The sequence below is a fragment of the Burkholderia anthina genome (genome assembly GCF_902498995.1).
In the GTDB taxonomy this organism is placed as follows: Bacteria; Pseudomonadota; Gammaproteobacteria; order Burkholderiales; family Burkholderiaceae; genus Burkholderia; species Burkholderia anthina.
In genome coordinates, this window is the sequence record NZ_CABVLY010000027.1 from 77,497 (window position 1) to 97,413 (window position 19,917).

The 19,917-nt window shown below is 67.9% G+C and carries 19 protein-coding genes; 9 read left to right on the forward strand and 10 right to left on the reverse strand.

What is annotated here, in order from left to right; all coding sequences use genetic code 11:
• Nucleotides 1–88 precede the first annotated feature (88 nt).
• Entirely contained in the window at nt 89–1,633 is a 1,545-nt protein-coding gene (locus tag BME24068_RS28390) for a methyl-accepting chemotaxis protein (protein WP_174928033.1), read from the reverse strand.
• 419 nt (nt 1,634–2,052) lie between these two features.
• On the opposite strand from BME24068_RS28390, the gene BME24068_RS28395 reads away from it, so the two are divergent.
• Nucleotides 2,053–2,622, forward strand: coding sequence for a GNAT family N-acetyltransferase (locus BME24068_RS28395; protein WP_174928052.1), 570 nt, complete (start codon nt 2,053–2,055; stop codon nt 2,620–2,622).
• Between the two features lie 88 nt (nt 2,623–2,710).
• Nucleotides 2,711–3,187, forward strand: a complete 477-nt coding sequence (locus tag BME24068_RS28400) for a 2-thiouracil desulfurase family protein (RefSeq protein WP_239008073.1) — start codon at nt 2,711–2,713, stop codon at nt 3,185–3,187.
• A gap of 122 nt (nt 3,188–3,309) precedes the next feature.
• Here BME24068_RS28400 and pcaF read toward each other — a convergent pair whose 3' ends face one another.
• The gene (gene pcaF / locus BME24068_RS28405; protein WP_174928035.1) at nt 3,310–4,512 is read right to left on the reverse strand and encodes a 3-oxoadipyl-CoA thiolase; all 1,203 of its coding nucleotides are present in this window, start codon (nt 4,510–4,512) and stop codon (nt 3,310–3,312) included.
• A 227-nt stretch (nt 4,513–4,739) separates the two neighbouring features.
• Here pcaF and BME24068_RS28410 point away from each other — a divergent pair, with 227 nt between their 5' ends.
• The gene (locus BME24068_RS28410) at nt 4,740–5,525 is read left to right on the forward strand and encodes an IclR family transcriptional regulator (protein WP_162826198.1); all 786 of its coding nucleotides are present in this window, start codon (nt 4,740–4,742) and stop codon (nt 5,523–5,525) included.
• 215 nt (nt 5,526–5,740) lie between these two features.
• Here the strand turns inward: BME24068_RS28410 and BME24068_RS28415 are convergent, their stop codons facing one another.
• Both BME24068_RS28415 and BME24068_RS28420 read right to left on the reverse strand, forming a co-directional pair.
• On the reverse strand, nt 5,741–6,856 hold the full coding sequence (locus BME24068_RS28415) for a succinylglutamate desuccinylase/aspartoacylase family protein (protein ID WP_174928036.1): 1,116 nt from the start codon (nt 6,854–6,856) through the stop codon (nt 5,741–5,743).
• A 57-nt stretch (nt 6,857–6,913) separates the two neighbouring features.
• Complete coding sequence (locus tag BME24068_RS28420) at nt 6,914–7,696, reverse strand: transporter substrate-binding domain-containing protein (RefSeq protein WP_174928037.1); 783 nt, start codon at nt 7,694–7,696, stop codon at nt 6,914–6,916.
• Nucleotides 7,697–7,841: 145 nt separating this feature from the next.
• Between BME24068_RS28420 and BME24068_RS28425 the strand changes: the two genes are divergently transcribed.
• On the forward strand, nt 7,842–8,762 hold the full coding sequence (locus BME24068_RS28425; protein ID WP_174928038.1) for a LysR family transcriptional regulator: 921 nt from the start codon (nt 7,842–7,844) through the stop codon (nt 8,760–8,762).
• Between the two features lie 44 nt (nt 8,763–8,806).
• On the opposite strand, the gene BME24068_RS28430 is transcribed toward BME24068_RS28425, so the two are convergent.
• Together BME24068_RS28430 and BME24068_RS28435 are read right to left on the reverse strand one after the other, a co-directional pair.
• Nucleotides 8,807–10,138 (reverse strand): MFS transporter, encoded by a 1,332-nt coding sequence (locus BME24068_RS28430; protein ID WP_174928039.1) that lies wholly within the window; start codon nt 10,136–10,138, stop codon nt 8,807–8,809.
• Nucleotides 10,139–10,198: 60 nt separating this feature from the next.
• Nucleotides 10,199–11,389 (reverse strand): M20 aminoacylase family protein, encoded by a 1,191-nt coding sequence (locus BME24068_RS28435; protein ID WP_174928040.1) that lies wholly within the window; start codon nt 11,387–11,389, stop codon nt 10,199–10,201.
• 240 nt (nt 11,390–11,629) lie between these two features.
• Between BME24068_RS28435 and acuR the strand changes: the two genes are divergently transcribed.
• From acuR to BME24068_RS28450, 3 genes are all read left to right on the forward strand, one after another.
• Nucleotides 11,630–12,268, forward strand: a complete 639-nt coding sequence (acuR, locus tag BME24068_RS28440) for an acrylate utilization transcriptional regulator AcuR (protein ID WP_174928041.1) — start codon at nt 11,630–11,632, stop codon at nt 12,266–12,268.
• Nucleotides 12,269–12,313: 45 nt separating this feature from the next.
• The gene (gene acuI, locus BME24068_RS28445; RefSeq protein ID WP_174928042.1) at nt 12,314–13,297 is read left to right on the forward strand and encodes an acrylyl-CoA reductase (NADPH); all 984 of its coding nucleotides are present in this window, start codon (nt 12,314–12,316) and stop codon (nt 13,295–13,297) included.
• Nucleotides 13,298–13,382: 85 nt separating this feature from the next.
• Entirely contained in the window at nt 13,383–13,961 is a 579-nt protein-coding gene (locus tag BME24068_RS28450; protein ID WP_174928043.1) for a peroxidase-related enzyme, read from the forward strand.
• Nucleotides 13,962–14,210: 249 nt separating this feature from the next.
• Here the strand turns inward: BME24068_RS28450 and BME24068_RS28455 are convergent, their stop codons facing one another.
• Nucleotides 14,211–14,612, reverse strand: coding sequence for a winged helix-turn-helix transcriptional regulator (locus BME24068_RS28455; RefSeq protein WP_096506569.1), 402 nt, complete (start codon nt 14,610–14,612; stop codon nt 14,211–14,213).
• Nucleotides 14,613–14,757: 145 nt separating this feature from the next.
• On the opposite strand from BME24068_RS28455, the gene BME24068_RS28460 reads away from it, so the two are divergent.
• Nucleotides 14,758–15,378, forward strand: a complete 621-nt coding sequence (locus tag BME24068_RS28460; protein ID WP_174928044.1) for an FMN-dependent NADH-azoreductase — start codon at nt 14,758–14,760, stop codon at nt 15,376–15,378.
• Between the two features lie 107 nt (nt 15,379–15,485).
• On the opposite strand, the gene BME24068_RS28465 is transcribed toward BME24068_RS28460, so the two are convergent.
• Both BME24068_RS28465 and BME24068_RS28470 read right to left on the reverse strand, forming a co-directional pair.
• Nucleotides 15,486–16,367 (reverse strand): SDR family NAD(P)-dependent oxidoreductase, encoded by an 882-nt coding sequence (locus tag BME24068_RS28465; protein ID WP_174928045.1) that lies wholly within the window; start codon nt 16,365–16,367, stop codon nt 15,486–15,488.
• Nucleotides 16,368–16,575: 208 nt separating this feature from the next.
• The gene (locus tag BME24068_RS28470; RefSeq protein WP_174928046.1) at nt 16,576–17,154 is read right to left on the reverse strand and encodes a TetR/AcrR family transcriptional regulator; all 579 of its coding nucleotides are present in this window, start codon (nt 17,152–17,154) and stop codon (nt 16,576–16,578) included.
• 203 nt (nt 17,155–17,357) lie between these two features.
• On the opposite strand from BME24068_RS28470, the gene zwf reads away from it, so the two are divergent.
• Nucleotides 17,358–18,833 carry a glucose-6-phosphate dehydrogenase gene (gene zwf / locus BME24068_RS28475; protein ID WP_174928047.1) on the forward strand — a complete coding sequence of 492 codons (1,476 nt, stop codon included), beginning with the start codon at nt 17,358–17,360 and terminating at the stop codon, nt 18,831–18,833.
• A gap of 97 nt (nt 18,834–18,930) precedes the next feature.
• Here zwf and BME24068_RS28480 read toward each other — a convergent pair whose 3' ends face one another.
• Nucleotides 18,931–19,875 (reverse strand): LysR family transcriptional regulator, encoded by a 945-nt coding sequence (locus BME24068_RS28480; protein ID WP_174928048.1) that lies wholly within the window; start codon nt 19,873–19,875, stop codon nt 18,931–18,933.
• Nucleotides 19,876–19,917: the final 42 nt, after the last annotated feature.

Here is a 19,917-nt window from a genome sequence, read left to right on the forward strand (position 1 = left end):
TCCGGCTTGATGCATTCGAATCCGATCGAACCGGAAAGAGATTTCGCCGCCTCGTCGCGACGGGATACGCAAGCACGCGCCCCGGCGATTACCGAAACACGTTCACCGCATCCACGAGCCGCGTCGCCTGCTGCTTCAGGCTCTCCGACGCCGCCGCGCTTTGCTCGACCAGCGCCGCGTTCTGCTGCGTGATGTTGTCCAGATGCACGACCGCCTGATCGACCTGCGCAACCCCCGTGCTCTGCTCGGCCGTCGACGAGCTGATCTCCGCGATCAGGTCCGACACGCGCTTCACCTGCGCGACGATGTCTTCCATCGTCCTGCCCGCGTCGTCGACCCGCCGCGCGCCCGATTCGACCCGCTCGACGCTCGCGCCGATCAGCGTCTTGATCTCCTTCGCCGCATTCGCGCTGCGCTGCGCGAGCGCCCGCACTTCGCCCGCGACCACCGCGAACCCGCGGCCCTGCTCGCCTGCGCGCGCGGCTTCGACCGCCGCGTTCAGCGCGAGGATGTTGGTCTGGAATGCGATCCCGTCGATCACGCCGATGATGTCGGCGATCTTGCGCGAGCTGTCGGTAATGTCGCTCATCGTCGCGACGACTTCGCTCACCGCCTGCCCGCCCCGCTCGGCCGCTTCGCTCGCGGACACCGACAACTGGTTCGCCTGCAACGCCGTCTCCGCATTGCTCGATACGGTGGCCGTCATCTCGGCCATCGACGCGGCCGTCTGCTGCACGCTGGACGCGGCCTGCTCGGTGCGCGCACTCAAATCGTTGTTGCCCTGCGCGATCTCGTTGCTCGCGCGCTGCACGTTGTGCACCTGTTCGCTGACGTCGTCGACGAGCCAGCGGAACATCAGCCCGAGCTGGTTGATCGTGCGCAGCGTCATGCCGATCTCGTCGACGCGGTTCATCCGCACGCCGCGCCGGCTTTCGCCGGTCGCGACGTTCAACGCCTGGTCGTGCAACCGCTTCAACGGACGCACGATCTGCGCGTCGAGCCACAGCCCGGCCGCGACCGACACGCCGGCCGTCGCGGCGGCAAACGCCGCGAGCCCGGCGCCGGCCAGCCCGCATGCCCAGCCCGCGCCGACGACGGCCGGCGCCAGCACGCACAGCGCCGAATGAACGCGCGCGCGCACCGACATCGTCTGCGGCAGCGACACGATGCGCAGCAGCCCGGTACGGACGACCAGTCCTTTGTGGAACGTGCGTTGCCCGGCCTTGCCGTCGCGGAACGCGCGGTACAGCGCGTCGGCCGCCGCGATCTCGTCGCGCGGCGCCTTGGTGCGCACCGACATGTAGCCGTGCGGTGCGCCGTTGCGCATCACGGGCACCGCGTTCGCGCGCACCCAGTAGTGGTCGCCGTTCTTGCGGCGGTTCTTCACGAGCGCGGTCCATGGCTCGCCGTTCTTCAGCGTCGCCCACATGTCGGCGAACGCCTCTTTCGGCATGTCCGGGTGCCGCACGACGTTGTGCGGCTGGCCGACGAGCTCATCGTTCGAGAAGCCGCTCACATGGGCGAACGTGGTGTTCGCGTACGTGATGTAGCTGTCGGCATCGGTGGTCGACATCAACGTGACGTCGTCGGGAAATTCGAATTCTTGTTGGGTGACAGGCTGGTTGTTGCGCATGCAGCAGGGCTCCGAAAGGCGGATCGGAAGGCAGGATCCGCGCGGCGCAGAAATCACGCTCAGTAGCCGAAAAACGGTTTATCGCTTTACGACGGTCTCGTTCCTACTGTCGGCAATTCCGGCAAAAACCTTACCCTTGAAATGCAAAAAATACCGGATTCGCTTATCAATATGACCTGGATCAAATAATCTCGCGATAATCGATGCCGCGCTGTTCCACCGCGGCTCGATGCGTTATGAGAGAACGCCGGGCGGCAAACCAATGCCGGCGGCCGCTACGCGCGGCAAAACGATTCGCCCCATTTCACCCCATTCAACCGACATTCGATCAATTCGATGAAAAAGATCCGGCACGAACTGAATCGGCCACACCGGCATACGACATGCCGCTCGCAACGCACCGCCGGCGGGGCAACCGGATGACGCGCCGCACCGCTACCGAACGCGACGCGCTGTCGGCCCGCCTGCTCGCGCGCGACGAACTGCCGCTCGTGTGGACCATCGACCGGCGCGAGATCATTCACCATCTGTACGCGCTGCGCGACGGCGAACTGCATCTGGTCCCGGACTTCTACGACGTGCAAGGCTGGCCCGACGGCGAAGCCGAACACTACACGCCGATCCTGCTCGACTGTCACGATCGCGGCGGCTGGTGCGTCGGGATGTTCGACGGCACGCGGCTCGTCGCGGCGGTCATCGTCGACGCCGATCCGCTCGGCGCGCAGCGCGACATGCTGCAGTTGAAGTTCCTGCACGTGAGCCATGACTGGCGCGGCTGCGGGCTCGGTGCGCGGCTCTACCGCGCGGCCCGCGCACAGGCGCGCGCGATGGGTGCGAAACGTCTGTACGTCTCTGCGACGCCGTCACGGCACACGATCGACTTCTACCTGCGGCTCGGCTTCACCGTCAGCGCGTCGCCCGACCCGGTGCTGCATGCGCTCGAGCCGGAAGACATCCATATGGAAGCGCCGACCGCGAGCCGCGCGTAGCATTTCCGTTCGACCCACGCCGCCAACACGGAGAACGACCGTGCAGCACGCACCGCAGCAGCCGGCCCCGCCGAAGATCCTCGTCAGCATGTGCGTGCTCGGTCACCCGGTCCGCTACAACGGCTCGGCCCGGACCGCCGCTCACGCAGCGCTCGAACGGTGGCAACGCGAAGGGCGTCTGGTGCCGGTCTGCCCGGAACTGGCAGGCGGATTGAGCGTGCCGCGCCCGCCCGCCGAGATCGCAGGCGGGGCATCCGGGCAACGCGTGCTGTCGGGTGCCGCGCGCATCGTCGACGTGCATGGCACGGACGTCACGGCAGCGTTCGTCGACGGCGCGCAAACCGCGCTGGCGCTCGCGCGCGCGCACGACTGCCGCTTCGCGATCCTCGCGGACGGCAGTCCGTCGTGCGGAAGCCGCTACATTCATGACGGGAGTTTCTCGGGCCGGCGGCATGCCGGTGCCGGCGTCACGGCGGCGTTGCTGCGCGAGCATGGCGTCGAGGTGTTCGCGGACACCGAGATCGACGCGCTCGTCGCCCGCCTTGCGCAACGAATGGAAGGCTGAACGACGAAGTGGCCGTCACGACGATCTCGTGACGGCCACTTCGTTGGCGTCGAAACTGCGATGAAGCGGCGCAGCGGCGTGGACCCGATCCTGCCGCCGCCGCGCGATGCGATCAGACGCGATCAGACGCGTTCGATCGCGATCGCGATGCCCTGGCCGACGCCGATGCACATCGTGCACAGCGCGAAACGGCCGTTGGTGCGATGAAGCTGGTACATCGCGGTCGTCACGAGACGCGCGCCCGATGCGCCGAGCGGATGGCCGAGCGCGATCGCGCCGCCATTCGGGTTCACGCGAGGATCGTCGTCGGCGACGCCGAGCATGCGCAGCACCGCGAGACCCTGCGACGCGAACGCTTCGTTCAGCTCGATCACGTCGAACTGGTCGATCGTCATGCCGAGTCGCGCGAGCAGCTTCTGCGTGGCGGGTGCCGGGCCGATGCCCATCACGCGCGGCGCGACGCCGGCCGTCGCGATGCCGAGCACGCGGGCGCGCGGCGTCAGGCCGAAACGCTTCGCGGTGGCTTCGTTCGCGAGCAGCAGCGCGGCCGCGCCGTCGTTGACGCCCGACGCGTTGCCGGCCGTCACCGAGCCGTCCGGGCGCACGACGCCCTTCAGCTTCGCGAGCGTCTCCAGCGACGTTTCGCGCGGATGCTCGTCACGCGAAAAGACGACGGGGTCGCCTTTCTTCTGCGGAATCGTGACCGACACGATTTCCTCGGCGAGCGTGCCGTCCTGCTGCGCACGTGCGGCCTTCTGCTGGCTGCGCAGCGCGAACAAATCTTGATCGGCACGGCTGATGTTGTAGTCGACCGCGACGTTCTCGGCCGTCTCCGGCATCGAATCGACGCCATGCAGCTTTTTCATCAGCGGATTGACGAAGCGCCAGCCGATCGTCGTGTCGTGGATCTCGGCCTGGCGCGCGAATGCGCTGGCAGCCTTGCCCATCACGAACGGCGCGCGCGTCATGCTTTCGACGCCGCCGGCCACCATCAGCGCGGCCTCGCCCGACTTGATCGCGCGCGCGGCCACGCCGACCGCGTCCATCCCGGAACCGCACAGGCGGTTGATCGTCGAACCCGGCACGCCCTCCGGCAAGCCCGCGAGCAGCGCGGACATGCGTGCGACGTTGCGGTTGTCCTCGCCGGCCTGGTTCGCGCAGCCGTAGATCACGTCGTCGATCGCGGTCCAGTCGACGTCGCGGTTGCGCTCGACGAGCGCCTTGAGCGACACCGCGCCGAGGTCGTCGGCGCGCACGCCGGACAGTGCGCCGCCGTAACGGCCGATCGGCGTACGAATCGCATCACACAGAAAAGCTTCAGTCATCAGTGTCTCCGGTCTCATGCAAGGCTGGGAAGTGAATGAAACGCGCCCCTTGCATTGCCCGCCGGGATGCGCTTAAATGTTCTATATACGAACATAAGATCGTGTATCGAACGTTCAACGCATCATAGGGAGTGCGGGGACGACCTGTCAAGCGCCCGGTCCGCGGTGCGGTTGGCGTGTCAGGCCCCATGCGCTATCTTCTCGGCTGCACGACAATTCGACCGTTCATGACAACCGAAGACATCCAGAAACCCGGCGACTCCTATGTGCAGTCGTTCGCGCGCGGCCTCGCGGTGATCCGCGCATTCGACGCCCAGCGCCCGGAGCAGACGCTTACCGAGGTCGCGTCGGCCACCGGACTCACGCGCGCGGGCGCGCGCCGGATCCTGCTCACGCTGCAGACGCTCGGCTACGTCGAGGCCGACGGCCGGCTGTTCCGGCTCACGCCGAAGATCCTCGAGCTCGGCTTCGCGTATCTCACGTCGATGCCGTTCTGGAATCTCGCCGATCCGGTGATGGAGCAGTTGTCCGCGCAGATCCACGAAAGCTGCTCGGCGGCCGTGCTCGACCGCACCGAAATCGTCTACGTGCTGCGCGTGCCGACCCGCAAGATCATGACGATCAACCTGTCGATCGGCAGCCGCCTGCCCGCGTACTGCACGTCGATGGGCCGCGTGCTGCTGTCCGCGCTCGACGACGCGGCGCTCGACGAGACGCTCGCGCAAAGCGGCATCCGCGCGCACACGCAGCGCACGATCACCGATCTCGGCGAACTGAAGGCGGCGATCGCGCAGGTGCGCCAGCAGGGCTGGGCCGTGGTCGACCAGGAACTCGAAGTGGGGTTGATGTCGCTTTCCGCGCCGATCCGCAACCGGCGCGGGCAGGTGATCGCCGCGATGAACATCAGCGGCAACGCGCAGCGGCACACCGCGAAGCAGATGGTGAAGGAGTTTCTCGGGCCGCTGCAGCAGGCCGCGCAGACGGTGTCGGATCTGGTGGCGCGACGCGGCTGAGCGGCAGGCTCGGCGATACGGCATCTCGTGGACAAAAAAGACGGGCGGCTTGTGCCGCCCGCTCAACTCTCTGACTCTGCTGCAACTCCTTCTCACGGAACACGGAGCACGCTCCGCACCGCCCAATTTAGCGACGCGGCGCAAGCCGGTCAATTTGACGAGAACGAAATTGCCCGGCGCCTTTCGGACGCCGGAGGGCCTCAGCGCGCCGCCGCTCACGCGCCGAGCAACATCCCCTTGCGCACCGGCACCGTGCCCGTCACGCGGCCGAGCGGCGCGCCGGCCGTCACGAAGCGGATCGCGCGGCGCATGTAGAACACGCCGTCGGTGCGGCTCGACACGGTCGTGACCGCATCGGTCAGCGGATCGACGATGTCGAACAGCGGATCGCCGGCGCGAATCGTCGCGCCGATCGCCGCGCGATGCACCAGGATCCCGCTCGCCGGCGCGTAGAACTGCTCGCTGCCGGCAAGCGGCGTGGCCGGCGCGGCCAGCGGCGGCAACGGCGCGCGCTCGCCGCGCACGGCGCCGCACCACACCAGATAGTCGACGAGCGCATCGGCGTCGCGCTCCGCGTATTCGTACGTCACGTCGCGCTGCCCGCGGCATTCGACCGTCACGGCCACCGTGCCCGCCGCCATCGGCGTGTGCGCCGGCAAATGCTGCCGCAGTTGCGACCACAGCAGGTGATGCGCGTCGTCGAACGCGTGGCCGCCCGAATCCTCGGCGAGCAGCGACACCTCGGCACCGAGATAGCGCGCGAGCGGCTCGACCTGCGGCCACGCGGTGTCGCTCGTGTACACGTGCATCACCGCTTCGAGCGAACAATGCAGGTCGATCACGACATCGGCATCGTGCGACAGCTTCAGCAGCGCGAGCTGCAACGCATCGAATTCGGTGCGCGGCGCGATGGCGTCGAGCGCCGCGCCGACGCATTCGCGCACGATCGCGCGATTGCGCGCCGGGTCCGCGCCGAGCCGGTCGCGAGCCTGCGCGGCGATCTCCGCGAGCGGCAGGAAGCCGCGATTGAAGTTGCGTCCGCTCGCGAGATCGAAGCGGCCGATGAATTGCCCGAGCAGATGATGGTTGAGGCCGACCGGGTTCGCGACCGGCACGAGCACGATTCCGGCCGTGAGCCGGCCGTCGGCGTCGAGCTGCGCGAGACGCTGCTTGAGCACGACCGCGGCGAGCATCGCCGGGGTCTCGTCCGCGTGCAGCGCGGCCTGCAGGTAGATCTTGCGGCCGGCGTCGGCCGGCCCGAAATGGAAGCTCGTCAGCGTGCGCTGCGTGCCGATCGACGGCGACAGGAGCGGCATAGTGCGAATCTGCATCGATGATCCCGAATGAGAAAGAACGGAGAAAACGGAGAAACAGGAGAATGGCGCGGCTCAATCGCCGTACGGGTTGAAATCGAAGTACTTCTTCGCGATCCGGTCGTACGTGCCATCCTTCAGCATCGACGCGATCGCGCCGTCGATCGACGCCTTGAGCGCCGTGTCCGACCGGCGCATCCCGATCCCGACGCCGCGATCGCCCATGTCGAGCGGCGCGCCGACGAACGCGAAGCCCTTGCCCTTCGGCTGGCGCAGGAATCCGTAGTCGGCTTCCACCGCGCCGAGCAACGCCGCGTCGAGCCGGCCGTTGACGAGATCGGCGAACACGTCGTCCTGGCTCTTGTACGGCACGATGCTGACCCCGGCCGGCGCCCAGTGCGCGAGCGCCCACGATTCGAACTGCGTGCCCGACTGCACGCCGACGCGCTTGCCGGCGAGCGACGCGGTCGTGCTGCCGAGCCCGAGCGCGGGCCGCGCGACGAGGCGCGACTTGAAGCGGAACAGCTTCGACGAGAACAGGATCTGCTTCTCGCGCTTCTCGGTGATCGCCATCGACGACAGGATCGCGTCGATCTTGCGCGCCTGCAGCGCCGGAATCATCCCGGAGAATTCCAGCTCGACCCACTGGCAGCGCAGTTGCGCGCGGCGGCAGATCTCGTTGCCGAGATCGACGTCGAAGCCCTTCAGGCTGCCGTCGGGTGCCTTCGCGTCCATCGGCGGATAGGTCGGGTCGATGCCGAGACGCACCAGGTGCGCGTCGAGCGCATGCGCGGGCGCGGCCGCGAATCCGATGCACAGGGAAACCAGCGGAAAGAGGAAGCGACGGAAGCGTTGCATGCGTTTCATGGTCGACGGAGGGCAGGAAGAGGAGCAAACGGCATGAGCCGGACTGCCTGCGATCGTAGTGCGCGCCCGTCGCCGCCGGAACGCGCGGCTGTCTTATCATGATCACTCTTTCCGATCACCGGCACCGCGCTCGACCATGGCGTTCACGCTGTCCCAGCTTCGCATCTTCCAGGCCGTCGTCGAGCATGGCAGCCTGCGCGCCGCCGCACGCGCGCTCGATCTCGCGCAAAGCGGCGTCACGCAGCAACTGCAGAGTCTCGAAGCGACGCTCGGCGCGACGCTGTTTACGCGCACCAATCGCGGGATCGTGCCGACCGCCGTCGGCCAGCGGCTGCTTGCGCGTTCGGGCGCGATCCTCGGCGAATGCGAACAGGTCGAGCACGAGATCCGGCAACTGAGCGGCGCCTTCGAAGGCACCGTCACGCTCGGCCTCGTGGCCGAACCGCTGATCGACGCGTTCGCGCCGGTGCTGACGGCCTTCCGCGCGCGCTTCGCGAAGGTCGACGTGCACCTGCGCACGGGCACGTCGCGGATGATGATCGGCTGGCTGCGCGAAAGCGCGGTGGATTTCGCGATCGCGCTCGTCGCGAAGCAGACCGACACGATCGATCTCGCGGTCACGCCGCTGCATGCGTCGGCGCCGGTGGTCGTCTGCCGCAGCGGCCATCCGAAGCGGCACGCGCAATCGCTTGCCGAGCTGGCCGACTACGCGTGGGTGTCGACGCGTTCGCCAAACCTGAGCGCCGATCCGGTCGTCAACCGGCTGCTCGCGTACTTCGACGCGCACGGCCAGCCGCCGCCGACGATCATCGCGACCGTCGAAGGGATGTTCGAGACGCTGCAGCTCGTCACGCAGACCGATTGCCTCGCGCTCGAAACCGAAGCCGTCACGCGGCACGGGCCGTTCGCCGGCGCGCTCGCGAAGGTGCCGGTGCGCGAGCACGCGGAATCGCAGGAAATCTGCCTGCTGCAGCGCGCGGCCGTGCCGTTGACGCCGGCCGCGCAGGAACTGGCGACGATGCTCGCGTCGTACCTGAGGACCGTGCGCGGGCGGTAAGCGCGGCGCGCGGCGCCGCCCGAGGCACGGCCGGTCACGTCGTGTCAGTCCATCGACTCGCGCGCCGTCTCGCGCAGCATCGCGACCGCGATCAGCGACAGCACCACGCACGCCGCCACATAGCCGGCCGGCGCGAGCTTGCTGCCTGTCGTCTTCACGAGCCACGTCGCGATCAGCTGCGCGGTGCCGCCGAAAATCGTCACCGCGAGCGCATATGCGATCGAGATGCCCGTCGCGCGCACGTGGCGCGGCAGCGACTCGCACATCAGCGCCATTTCCGATGCCGACCCGAGCGAATAGAACAGCAGCATCAGCGCGGTCAGCGGCAGGATCACCGACAGCGTCGGATGATGGTTCATCAGCCAGAACGCGGGAAACAGCAGCAGCACCAGCACGCCGCGCCCGACGAAGATCGGCATGCGCCGGCTGCCCAGGCGGTCCGACAGCCAGCCGAACATCGGACACGTGACCAGCATCACGCACCCCGACGCGACGCCGACGAACATCGACAGCTTCATCGGCAGGCCGAGCGTATGGATCGCATAGGTCGGCATGTAGAACGTCAGGATGTAGGTCGACACCGTGCCGCCCATCACCGTCAGCATCAGCAGCACCACCGTGCGCGTGTGCCGCGAGAACAGCTCGCGCAGCACGCCGCGTTCGATGCCGTGACGGCTGTCGCCGGGCGCATCGTCGGCAAGCCGGCGGCGCAGATACATGCCGACCGGCGCGATCAGCACGCCCACGAGGAACGGCAGGCGCCAGCCCCAGCCTTCGAGCGCCTCCTTCGTCAGCGTGTTCGACAGCAGCGCCGCGAAGCCCGAGCCCATCAACGCCGCGCCGCCTTGCGTCGCGAGCTGCCAGCTCGCGCGGAACGCGCGGCGCGACGTGCCGCCCTGCTCGATCAGCGTCGACGTCGCCGCGCCGAACTCGCCGCCCTGCGAGAAGCCCTGCATCAGCCGCGCGCAGACGACCAGGATCGGCGCGGCCACGCCGACCTGCGCATAGGTCGGCGCGATCGCGATCAGGCCGGTGCCGAGCGCCATCAGCATGATCGTCAGGTTCAGCGCGGCCTTGCGGCCCTTGCGGTCCGCATAGACGCCGAGCACGACGCTGCCGAGCGGCCGCGTGAAGAAGCCGGCCGCGAACGTCGCGACCGACAGCAGCAGCGACGTGGTCGGATCGCTCGACGGGAAGAACAGCTTGCCGATCAGCACCGCGAAGAAGCCGTACACGGTGAAATCGAAGAACTCCAGCCAGTTGCCGATCACGGCCGCCGCGATCGCGCCGCGCCGCGTGACGGCGGGTGCGCCGTGCGTCCCGGTTCCGGCTGCCCCCGTCGACGCGGGGTGCAGCGCGAGATGGTCTTTCTGCATGCTTCGTGTCTCCTCTCAATGCGGCCGGAAGCGCCGGCCGCCCGCCGTCTCCCGCCGCGCTCACTGCCCCAGGTAGCGCTCCACGAGACGCGTCCAGAACGCCGCGCCGATCGGCAGGTTGCGGTCGTTGAAGTCGTATTTCGGGTTGTGCACCATGCAGCCGTCCTCGCCTTCGCCGTTGCCGAGCCTCACGAACGAACCCGGCCGCTGCTGCAGCATGAACGCGAAATCCTCGCTGCCCATCAGCAGGTCGGCCTGCTCGACCACGTGCGCATCGCCGACGAGTTCGCGCGCGACCTGCGCGGCGAAATCCGTTTCGGCATCCGTATTGACGACGACCGGATAGCCTTCGATGTACTCGACGTTCGCCGTCGCGCCGTAGCTCGCGGCCTGCGACTCGGCGAGCGCGACGATGCGGCGCTTGAGCAGCGCGCGCACTTCCGGGCTGAACGAACGCACGCTCAGTTCGAGGCGCGCACCGTTCGGAATCACGTTGTTCGCGGTGCCCGCGTGCATCGAGCCGACCGTGACGACCGCCGGCTGCGACGGGTCGACGTTGCGCGCGACGATCGTCTGCAGCGCCATCACGATGCTCGCCGCGACCACCACCGGGTCGACCGTCAGATGCGGGCGCGCCGCGTGGCCGCCGACGCCTTCGATCGAGATGATCGCCTTGTCGCCGGCCGACATGAACGGGCCGCGCCGCGTGAGGAACACGCCCGGCGCCGCGCCCGGATGGTTGTGCATGCCGTATACGGCATCGCACGGAAAGCGCTCGAACAGGCCGTCGTCGATCATCTTCTTCGCGCCGCTGTCGACGCCGTGCTCTTCCGCCGGCTGGAAATACAGATGCACGGTGCCGGAGAAGTTGCGCGTCTTCGCGAGACGCTGCGCGGCGCCGAGCAGCATCGTCGTGTGGCCGTCGTGGCCGCACGCGTGCATCTTGCCGTGCGTGCCGCTCGCGTACGGCAGGCCGGTCGCTTCGAGGATCGGCAGCGCGTCCATGTCCGCGCGGATGCCGATGCTGCGCGTGCCGTCGCCCACGCGCAGCGTGCCGACCACGCCCGTCTTGCCGACCCCGCGCGTCACCTGCCAGCCCCATTGCTCGAGCTTGTCCGCGACGAGCGCGGCCGTTTCGTGCTCCTCGTACGCGAGCTCGGGGTGATGGTGGATGTGGTGGCGAATCTCGCGCAGCCCGCCGGCGGCGGGCATCAGGTCTTCGATTTCGGTGAAGCGGACGTCGGTGGTCATCAAGCGGCTCCTGCTGTTTGTCGGCGTATCTGCGCACGCGGGCGATTGCGTGCGGTAAAGCGAGCCACTATATCGAGCCGATACCGGTTCAATAAGATGCGGAATTTTTCACCGCGATAAGATTTTTTAATCAGGGTTAATACGGGCGAGCGCTGCCCGGGCGGCGCCGCTCGCCCTGCCGTTCGTCCCGATCGCCGCGTCGGTCATTGATTTTTGAGACGAACGGTCTATTATTCGCGCATGGACGTTCGAACCGACCCGCCTCGCCGTCGCGGCAGGCCCCCCAAACGACACGAGGATCTCGTCGCCACGCGTGACGTGCTGTTGCGCACCGGGCTGGAGGTGCTCACCGAAAAGGGCTTTTCCGCCACCGGGCTCGACGAGATCCTCGGTCGCGCCGGCGTGCCGAAGGGCTCGTTCTATCACTACTTCGACAGCAAGGACGCGTTCGGTCTCGAGCTGATCGACCGCTACGCCGAATTCTTCGCCCGCAAGCTGGACCGCCATTTCAGCCAGCTCGACCGCACACCGCTGGAGCGCGTGCGCGCGTTCGTCGACGACGCGTGCGAAGGGATGGCCCGCTACGCATACAGCCGCGGCTGCCTGATCGGCAACCTCGGCCAGGAAATGGGCGCGCTGCCCGAGCGTTTCCGCGCGCGGCTGCGCGCCACGTTCGAGGACTGGCAGCACCGTCTGGCCGGCTGCCTGGCCGCCGCGCAGCAGGCGGGCGAGCTGGCGGCCTCGGCCGACGTCGCCGAGCTGGCCGCGTTTTTCTGGATCGGCTGGGAAGGCGCCGTGCTGCGCGCGAAGCTCGAACGCAGCGACGTGCCGCTCAAGCTGTTCGCACAGTTTTTCTTCAACGGCCTGCCGCGCCCGTGAGTTTTTTTGCCATTGACTAGACGATCGGTCTAAAAAGGAGAACGCATGTTCCAGGGCATCGTGATCGACAAGGACGAAACCGGCCAGCACGCGCGGCTGCAAACGCTGGACGACGCGCAGCTGCCCGCGGGCAACGTGACGATCCGCGTCGGCTATTCGACACTGAACTACAAGGACGGGCTCGCGATCACCGGCAAGAGCCCGGTGGTCCGCAAGTTCCCGATGGTGCCGGGCATCGATCTGGTCGGCGAAGTCGAGCACAGCGCGCATCCGGATTACCGCGCGGGCGACCGGGTCGTGCTCAACGGCTGGGGCGTCGGCGAAACGCACTGGGGCGGCCTCGCGCAGAAGGCGCGTGTCGACGGCGACTGGCTCGTGCCGCTGCCGGCGGCGTTTTCGCCGCAACAGGCGATGGCCATCGGCACGGCCGGCTACACCGCGATGCTATGCGTGATGGCGCTGGAACGGCACGGCGTGCGGCCCGGCGACGGCGACATCGTCGTGACCGGCGCGGCAGGCGGGGTAGGCAGCGTCGCCACGGCCATCCTCGCGCGGCTCGGGTATCGCGTCGTCGCCGTGACCGGCCGGCCGGCGGACGCCGACTATCTGCAACAGCTCGGCGCCGCCGAGATTCTCGATCGCGCGCAATTCAGCGAACCCGGCAAGCCGCTCGGCAAGGAACGCTGGGCCGGCGCGGTCGACGTGGCCGGCAGCCACGTGCTCGCGAACATCTGCGCAACGACGCGCTATCGCGGCGTCGTGACGGCCTGCGGCCTTGCCGCCGGCATGGATTTCCCCGCCACCGTCGCGCCGTTCATCCTGCGCGGCGTCACGCTCGTCGGCATCGACAGCGTCATGTGCCCGCGCGCCGAGCGGCTCGAGGCGTGGCGCCGGCTCGCGACCGATCTCGACGTCGCGAAGCTGGGCGCGATCGGTCATCAGGTCGGCCTCGGCGACGCCCTTCCGCTCGCCGGCGAACTGATCGCCGGCAAGGTGCGCGGCCGCATCGTCGTGGACGTCAACGCGTGACACGCGCCACGGCCACCCGTCGCTGCTTTTCAGGCCGGCGGCTCGTGCATCGAGACCGGCCGGGCCACTTCATCCAGGAGACGCCATGACCGCTGCAGACAACGCTCCCATCAGCCGCTTCCCGGTGCCCGCACTGGAAGACCTGCCCGACGACATTCGCGAACGCATCGCGGCCGTCCAGGAAAAGTCGGGCTTCATCCCGAACGTGTTCCTCACGCTCGCGCATCGCCCGGACGAGTTTCGCGCGTTCATGGCGTATCACGACGCGCTGATGGACAAGCCGGGCAATCTCACGAAGGCCGAACGCGAAATGATCGTCGTGGCGACCAGCAGCGTGAACCAGTGCCAGTATTGCGTGATCGCGCACGGTGCGATCCTGCGCATTCGCGCGAAGGATCCGCTGATCGCCGATCAGGTCGCGACCAACTACCGCAAGGCCGACATCACCGCGCGGCAGAAGGCGATGCTCGACTTCGCGATGAAGGTGTCGCAGACCGCGCATCAGGTGGGCGAAGCGGACTTCGACACGCTGAAGTCGCAGGGTTTCGCCGAAGAGGACGTGTGGGACATCATGGCGATCTCGGCATTCTTCGGCATGTCGAACCGCATCGCGAACGTGACGAACATGCGGCCCAACGCGGAGTTCTACGCGCTGGGGCGTTAAGCGCGCGCGCCGTGCGGCCTCGCCGGCCGCGCAGCAACCGATGCGCGGGATGGCCACAGGACCGCCGCGCTTCGCCGCGTTTTTCCATGTGCCGGGCCCGACGCTCACGCGGCTGGAACCGGCGCCGGCGCATGGCCTTGCGATTGCCCGTACGCTCGCGGTTCAGGCCGTGCGCCGTACCGGATGCGCGGGCCGATCGGCGTACCGACCGGGCAGGCAAGACCGGCAAGCCGGCGCACGTCGGGCCGGCTACCGGCTCCGATGCACGATACGCCCGCCCGGTTCCGGCGCCGCGGCGGCCGCATCGTCGAAACGCTCGTGCGCTTGCGCGATCGACTGCTTGTTTTTCTCCGCCCACTGGACGAGCGCCATCACGGGCTCCAGCAGCGTTTCGCCGAGCGGCGTGAGCGCGTAATCGACGCGCGGCGGAATCGTCAGGAACACCGTCCGCGTGACCAGCCCGTCGCGCTCCAGCCCGCGCAGCGTCAACGTCAGCATCCGCTGCGAAATCCCGTCGATCTCGCGTTTCAGCTCGTTGAAACGCCGCGCGCCGTCGTTCAGCGTCGCGATGAGATAGAGGCTCCACTTGTCGCCGATCCGGTCGAGGATCTGGCGCGTCGCCTGGCAGTCGTTGTCGCTGGGTCGAGGCATGGTGTCGGGTTACATCGATGTGACTGGGGCACAGCCATGTGCGTTCTTGTGGCGCCCGGGCGCGAACCCTAGCATTCCACATGCATTTCGGTAACCAAGTTATCAAAAGTTACCGGGTGCTCATCTTATCCCGAAAGGAACGCTCATGAGCCGCATCCTGCTGATCACATCCAGCCCCCGCAGCACCGACAGCCTGTCCACGCGCTTCGCGCACGACCTCGCGCGGCAACTCGCGGCGCGCGACGCTGCCGGCACGGTCACCCTGCGCGACCTGTCCGCCGATCCGCTGCCGCATATCGACGACGCATACATCGTCGGCCGCACGCTGCCGCCGGATGCGCGCAGCGCGGAACAGGCACGGGCCGTCGCGCTTGCGCAAACGCTGGTCGACGAACTGCGCGCCGCCGACATCGTCGTGATCGGCTCCGCGATGACCAACTTCGGACCGTCCACGCAGCTGCGCGCGTGGTTCGACCGCGTGATCTGGCCGCAGGTCACGTTCCGGTACGGCGAAAGCGGGATCGCCGGCTTGCTGGAAGGCAAGAAGGTGTACCTGGTCACCGCCAGCGGCGGCATCTTCTCCGAAGGCCCGTACGTGCCGTTCGACTACCAGTCCGGCTATCTGAAGCATCTGCTCGGCTTCATCGGGATGACCGACATCCGCGAAGTGCGCGTGGAAGGCGTCGCACAGGGTGCCGACGCGGCGCAAGCGGCGATTGCGAAGGCCGGGCAGGCATTGCAGGCGCTGGTGGAAGAAGCTGCCTAGGACAGCAGCCGCGCCCGGCGATTGCACGGGCGCGCCCGGCCGCTGCCTGAAAGCACGCGCCGCACCGGCTTGCCGCTCGACCTGCATCGGCTGCAAGCCGGAGCAGGTCAGTGCTCGTTCCACTTCTTCAGCGCCTCCAACCCGTCCGGCAGTTTCGCGTCCGGGAACATCGTCGACAGCGTGGCATCCCGCCACCGCCCCGCCTCCTCCGCGCGCTGCGTTTCCGCCTGCTCGCACACGAACAGCGCATCGCCGCCGAGCAGCAGGCGCATCGGCACGTCGTCGCGACGCGACAGTTCGACGATCAGCGCCGCGATCCGCGCAGGATCGCCGACCTCATGGCCGCCGTACGCGCCGAGCAGTTCGAGAATCTTCCCGACCGACGGCTGGTAGTCGGGTAGCAGGCCGTCGACGTCGCGCTTCGCCTGCGCGGCCCATTCGGTCCGCATCCCGCCCGGCTCCAGCGTGCACACGCGCACGCCGAACGGCGCGACTTCCTTCGACAGCACGTCGCTGAACCCGCCGACCGCCCACTTCGCGGCCTGGTACGCGGACAACCCGGCCGTCGACGTGCGCCCGCCGACCGACGACACCTGGAAGATGTGCCCCGCGCGTTGCGCGCGCATCGTCGGCAGCACCGCGCGCGTCAGGTTGACCACGCCGAACAGGTTCGTTTCGATCTGGTCGCGGAAGTCGTCGGCGCCCATCTGCTCGAACGGCGCCGTATGCCCGTAGCCCGCGTTGTTCACCAGCACGTCGATGCGGCCGAATGCGTCGCGGGCGGCCGCCACCGCATGCGCGGCGGCCGCTGCGTCGGTCACGTCGAGTTCCATCGGCAGCACGCGGTCGCCGTACCGTTCTTCCAGATCCGCGAGTCGCGCGGGATCGCGCGCACCGGCCACCAGCCGGTCGCCCGCCGTCAGCACCGCCTCCGCAATCGCGCGCCCGAGGCCGCGTGCGGCCCCCGTTACCAGCCAGACTTTCGACATTTCTCACACCTCGATGAAGTTGAAACAACAAAATGAATGATTACTCACTCATTAATTTGAGCGATGACGCAATCATTCATGCGACCCATCGCCCTGCCTGAAATCCCCGCCGCCGCGAGCGCATCGCGGTCGCCGTCACCGTCGCCGTCACCATCGCCCGAACCGCGCGCCGCCGACCGTCCGCCGGTTCGTTACGCCCGCCGCCCGCTCACACCGCGTGCAACACGGCCCACAACGCCCGAAACCCGGCTTCCCGATACGCATCGGCCAGCGCCGGCTCGCGCGCGATCGACTCCATCGCCGTTTCAGCGATCGACGTGAACAGCGCCGCGCAGAACGCATGCGCGTCGTCGGCCCCGAGTCCGCCCGCCGCAGCGACCTGCGCGCGCAGCAACGCGCTGATCGCGCCGAACCCTTCGGCCCCGGCCGCGCGATGCGCATCGTCGATGCGGCCGCTCACGCCGAGCTGCTGCAGCGCGCGCCGCCCGTCCGGGTTCGCGACGCCCCACGACACATAGCCGTTCCACGCATGCCGCATCGCCCGTTCGGCCGGCGCGTGCTCCGGATACCCGGTCATCATCGCGTCGCGCATCCCGGCCTTCAGGCTCACGTACAACGCGTTCAGCAGCGCGTCCTTGGTGTCGAAGTACGTGAACACCGTGCCCTCCGCGACGCCGGCGAGCCGCGCGATGCGCGCGGTGGTCGCGCTCGCGCCGTCCTCCGCGAGCGCGCGGGCGGCGGCGGCAAGGATGGCGTCGTGCTTGTCGGGACTGCGCGGTCGGGCCACGTTCGATTCCTTTAATGAGTGAGCGCTCAATCATAATCACACCAACGTATGAAAAACAAGCGCCGTTACATATGGGCGAACCCATACGCAATCGCCCAAAAGCGTGCACTATTAGCGTTTTTACGTACTGGCGCGCCAACGCACCGGCGCCCGGCGCTTCGACATTCGTTCCACGCTCACCCGTTTCAGACCGCGAACCACTCATGACGAATCAGCCCAACCAGACCGAAGCCGACCGTCCCGTCGACATGATCATCTTCGGCGGCGGCGGCGACCTGGCCGCCCGCAAGCTGTTGCCCGCGCTGTACATGGCGCACCTGCACTGCAACCTGCCGCCGGAGACGCGCATCATCGCGGTCGGCCGCCGCGACTGGGGCATCGACGGCTACCGCCGGTTCATGGACGAGCAGTCGCGCCCGTTCATCGACGACAAGGCCTTCGACGCCGACGCGTGGGCCCGCTTCCTCGACCTGTTCAAGTACGTGCTGATCGACGTGAACGCGCCGGAAGACTACGCGCGGCTCGCGGAAGCGGCGCGCGGCGACGCGATCCGCGTGTTCTACCTGTCGACGTCGCCGGAGCTGTTCACCACCATCTGCGACAACCTGTCGGCCGCGAACCTCGTCGATTCGCGCTCGCGCGTCGTGCTCGAAAAGCCGCTGGGCCACGATCTCGCGTCGGCGAAGGCCATCAACGATGCGGTCGGCAAGCACTTCGAGGAATCGCAGATCTATCGGATCGACCACTATCTCGGCAAGGAAACCGTGCAGAACCTGATGGTGCTGCGCTTCGGCAACCCGATCTTCGGGCCGCTGTGGCAGGCGCCGAGCATCCGCAGCGTGCAGATCACGGTCGCGGAGACGGTGGGCGTGGGCAGCCGCGCGGGCTTCTACGACCATACCGGCGCGCTGCGCGACATGGTGCAGAACCACCTGCTGCAACTGCTGTGCATCGTCGCGATGGAGCCGCCGGTGTCGCTCGACCCGGACGCGGTGCGCGACGAAAAGCTGAAGGTGCTGCGCTCGCTGCGCCCGATGGCGCTGTCGGACGTCGCGCGCGACACGGTGCGCGGCCAGTACACGGCCGGCGCGGTCGACGGCCAGCCGGTGAAGGGCTATCTCGAGGAAGACAACGTGCCGGCGGACAGCCGCGCGGAAACCTTCGTCGCACTGCGCACGCACATCAACAACTGGCGCTGGGCGAACGTGCCGTTCTTCCTGCGCACCGGCAAGCGGCTGCAGCGCCGCCAGTCGGAAATCGTGATCGAATTCGCGGACATGCCGTTCTCGATCATCCCGAGCGGCCCGCGCCACTACAGCAACCGTCTCGTGATCCAGCTCCAGCCTGAAGAATCGATCCAGCTGCAGATGCTCGCGAAGGAACCGGGCAGCGGGATGAACATGGTGCCCGTGAGCCTGAACCTCGATCTGCAGCAGGCGATTCCGGAACGGCGCGCCGAAGCGTACGAACGGCTGCTGATCGACGTGATCCGCGGGCGCCTCACGCACTTCATGCGTCGCGACGAGCTCGAAGCCGCATGGTCGTGGGTCGAGCCGATCCTCGACGGCTGGAAGCAGCTCGGCGACCGTCCGCGCCTCTACACGGCCGGCACGTTCGGGCCGGCGGCCTCGTCGGCGCTGCTCGCGCGCGACAACATGTCGTGGTCGGAAGAGGCATAAGGCGCACAACGCGCGACGGCGTGCCCGCGGCGCAAGCGCCATGCGGCACGCCGGTGCATGACGGCGGCCGCCCGTCTGCCCGCCCCGCCCGCCGCGCTTACAGCGGCCCCACCCACGCGGCCTTGCGCCGCGACGGCGCATCGCCGCCGCTACCGGTGCCGCCCAGCACCTCCACCATGTAATCGACGAACGACGCGATCCGCGACGAAATCGCCGTGTTCCGGTAATACACCGCGTTGATCGGCTGTTCGACGTCGAGCGTCTGCCGCGCGAGCACCTGCACGAGACGCCCGGCATCGCGATCCTGCGCGGTCATGAAATCCGACAGGCACACGACACCCGCGCCATCCAGCGCGAGCTGCCGCAGCGTCTCGCCGCTCGACGACCAGATGCCGGGCTCGATGCGCGACGGCTCGCCGTCCGTGCCGAGGATCGGCCACACGTTCAGCGATTCGGGCTGCGTGAAGCCGAGCAGCGTGTGCTTGTCGAGATCCTCGATCTTGCGCGGCTGGCCGTGCGCTTCGAGATACGCGGGGCTCGCGAGGATGCGCAGCCGGCTGTTGCCGATCCGCCGGCTGTGCAGCGTCGAATCCTTGAGCCGGCCGATCCGGATCGCGACGTCGGTGCGCCGCTCGAGCAGGTCGATGATCCCCTCGTTGCTGTTGAGCTCCAGATCGACCTTCGGGAAGCGTTCGCGGTAGCCGCGCACGAGCGGCACGATCACGTGCAGCATGAACGGCGTCGCGGCGTCGACGCGCAGCCGCCCCGACGGCATCTCGCGCCGCGCGAGCATCTGCTCCTCGGCATTCTCGACCGATTCGATGATCGCGCGCGCGTTCTGCAGGAACGCGCGCCCTTCTTCCGTCAGCTCCAGCCGGCGCGTGGTCCGGCGCAGCAGCGTGGTCTTCAGCTTCTCCTCGAGCCGCGCGAGCGTGCGGCTGGCGGCCGATACGGTGAGGTCGAGCTGCTGCGCGGCGGCGGTGATCGAACCGGAGTCGACCACGGCCGCAAAGGCCTGGAGTTCGTCGAGCGTAATTTTCATTGTTGATCTGAAATCAAAACAATTTGATTTATAGGCTGGTTT

Excerpts from the sequence above, each read along its gene's own strand:
- BME24068_RS28450 (WP_174928043.1), top strand. The coding sequence starts at position 13,383 with ATGACCGCTGCAGACAACGCTCCCATCAGCCGCTTCCCGGTGCCCGCA.
- BME24068_RS28435 (WP_174928040.1), bottom strand. The coding sequence starts at position 11,389 with ATGACCACCGACGTCCGCTTCACCGAAATCGAAGACCTGATGCCCGCC.
- BME24068_RS28410 (WP_162826198.1), top strand. The coding sequence starts at position 4,740 with ATGACAACCGAAGACATCCAGAAACCCGGCGACTCCTATGTGCAGTCG.
- BME24068_RS28415 (WP_174928036.1), bottom strand. The coding sequence starts at position 6,856 with ATGCAGATTCGCACTATGCCGCTCCTGTCGCCGTCGATCGGCACGCAG.
- BME24068_RS28420 (WP_174928037.1), bottom strand. The coding sequence starts at position 7,696 with ATGCAACGCTTCCGTCGCTTCCTCTTTCCGCTGGTTTCCCTGTGCATC.
- acuR (WP_174928041.1), top strand. The coding sequence starts at position 11,630 with ATGGACGTTCGAACCGACCCGCCTCGCCGTCGCGGCAGGCCCCCCAAA.
- BME24068_RS28465 (WP_174928045.1), bottom strand. The coding sequence starts at position 16,367 with ATGTCGAAAGTCTGGCTGGTAACGGGGGCCGCACGCGGCCTCGGGCGC.
- BME24068_RS28395 (WP_174928052.1), top strand. The coding sequence starts at position 2,053 with ATGACGCGCCGCACCGCTACCGAACGCGACGCGCTGTCGGCCCGCCTG.
- pcaF (WP_174928035.1), bottom strand. The coding sequence starts at position 4,512 with ATGACTGAAGCTTTTCTGTGTGATGCGATTCGTACGCCGATCGGCCGT.
- zwf (WP_174928047.1), top strand. The coding sequence starts at position 17,358 with ATGACGAATCAGCCCAACCAGACCGAAGCCGACCGTCCCGTCGACATG.
- acuI (WP_174928042.1), top strand. The coding sequence starts at position 12,314 with ATGTTCCAGGGCATCGTGATCGACAAGGACGAAACCGGCCAGCACGCG.
- BME24068_RS28425 (WP_174928038.1), top strand. The coding sequence starts at position 7,842 with ATGGCGTTCACGCTGTCCCAGCTTCGCATCTTCCAGGCCGTCGTCGAG.
- BME24068_RS28430 (WP_174928039.1), bottom strand. The coding sequence starts at position 10,138 with ATGCAGAAAGACCATCTCGCGCTGCACCCCGCGTCGACGGGGGCAGCC.
- BME24068_RS28460 (WP_174928044.1), top strand. The coding sequence starts at position 14,758 with ATGAGCCGCATCCTGCTGATCACATCCAGCCCCCGCAGCACCGACAGC.
- BME24068_RS28480 (WP_174928048.1), bottom strand. The coding sequence starts at position 19,875 with ATGAAAATTACGCTCGACGAACTCCAGGCCTTTGCGGCCGTGGTCGAC.
- BME24068_RS28390 (WP_174928033.1), bottom strand. The coding sequence starts at position 1,633 with ATGCGCAACAACCAGCCTGTCACCCAACAAGAATTCGAATTTCCCGAC.
- BME24068_RS28455 (WP_096506569.1), bottom strand. The coding sequence starts at position 14,612 with ATGCCTCGACCCAGCGACAACGACTGCCAGGCGACGCGCCAGATCCTC.
- BME24068_RS28400 (WP_239008073.1), top strand. The coding sequence starts at position 2,711 with ATGTGCGTGCTCGGTCACCCGGTCCGCTACAACGGCTCGGCCCGGACC.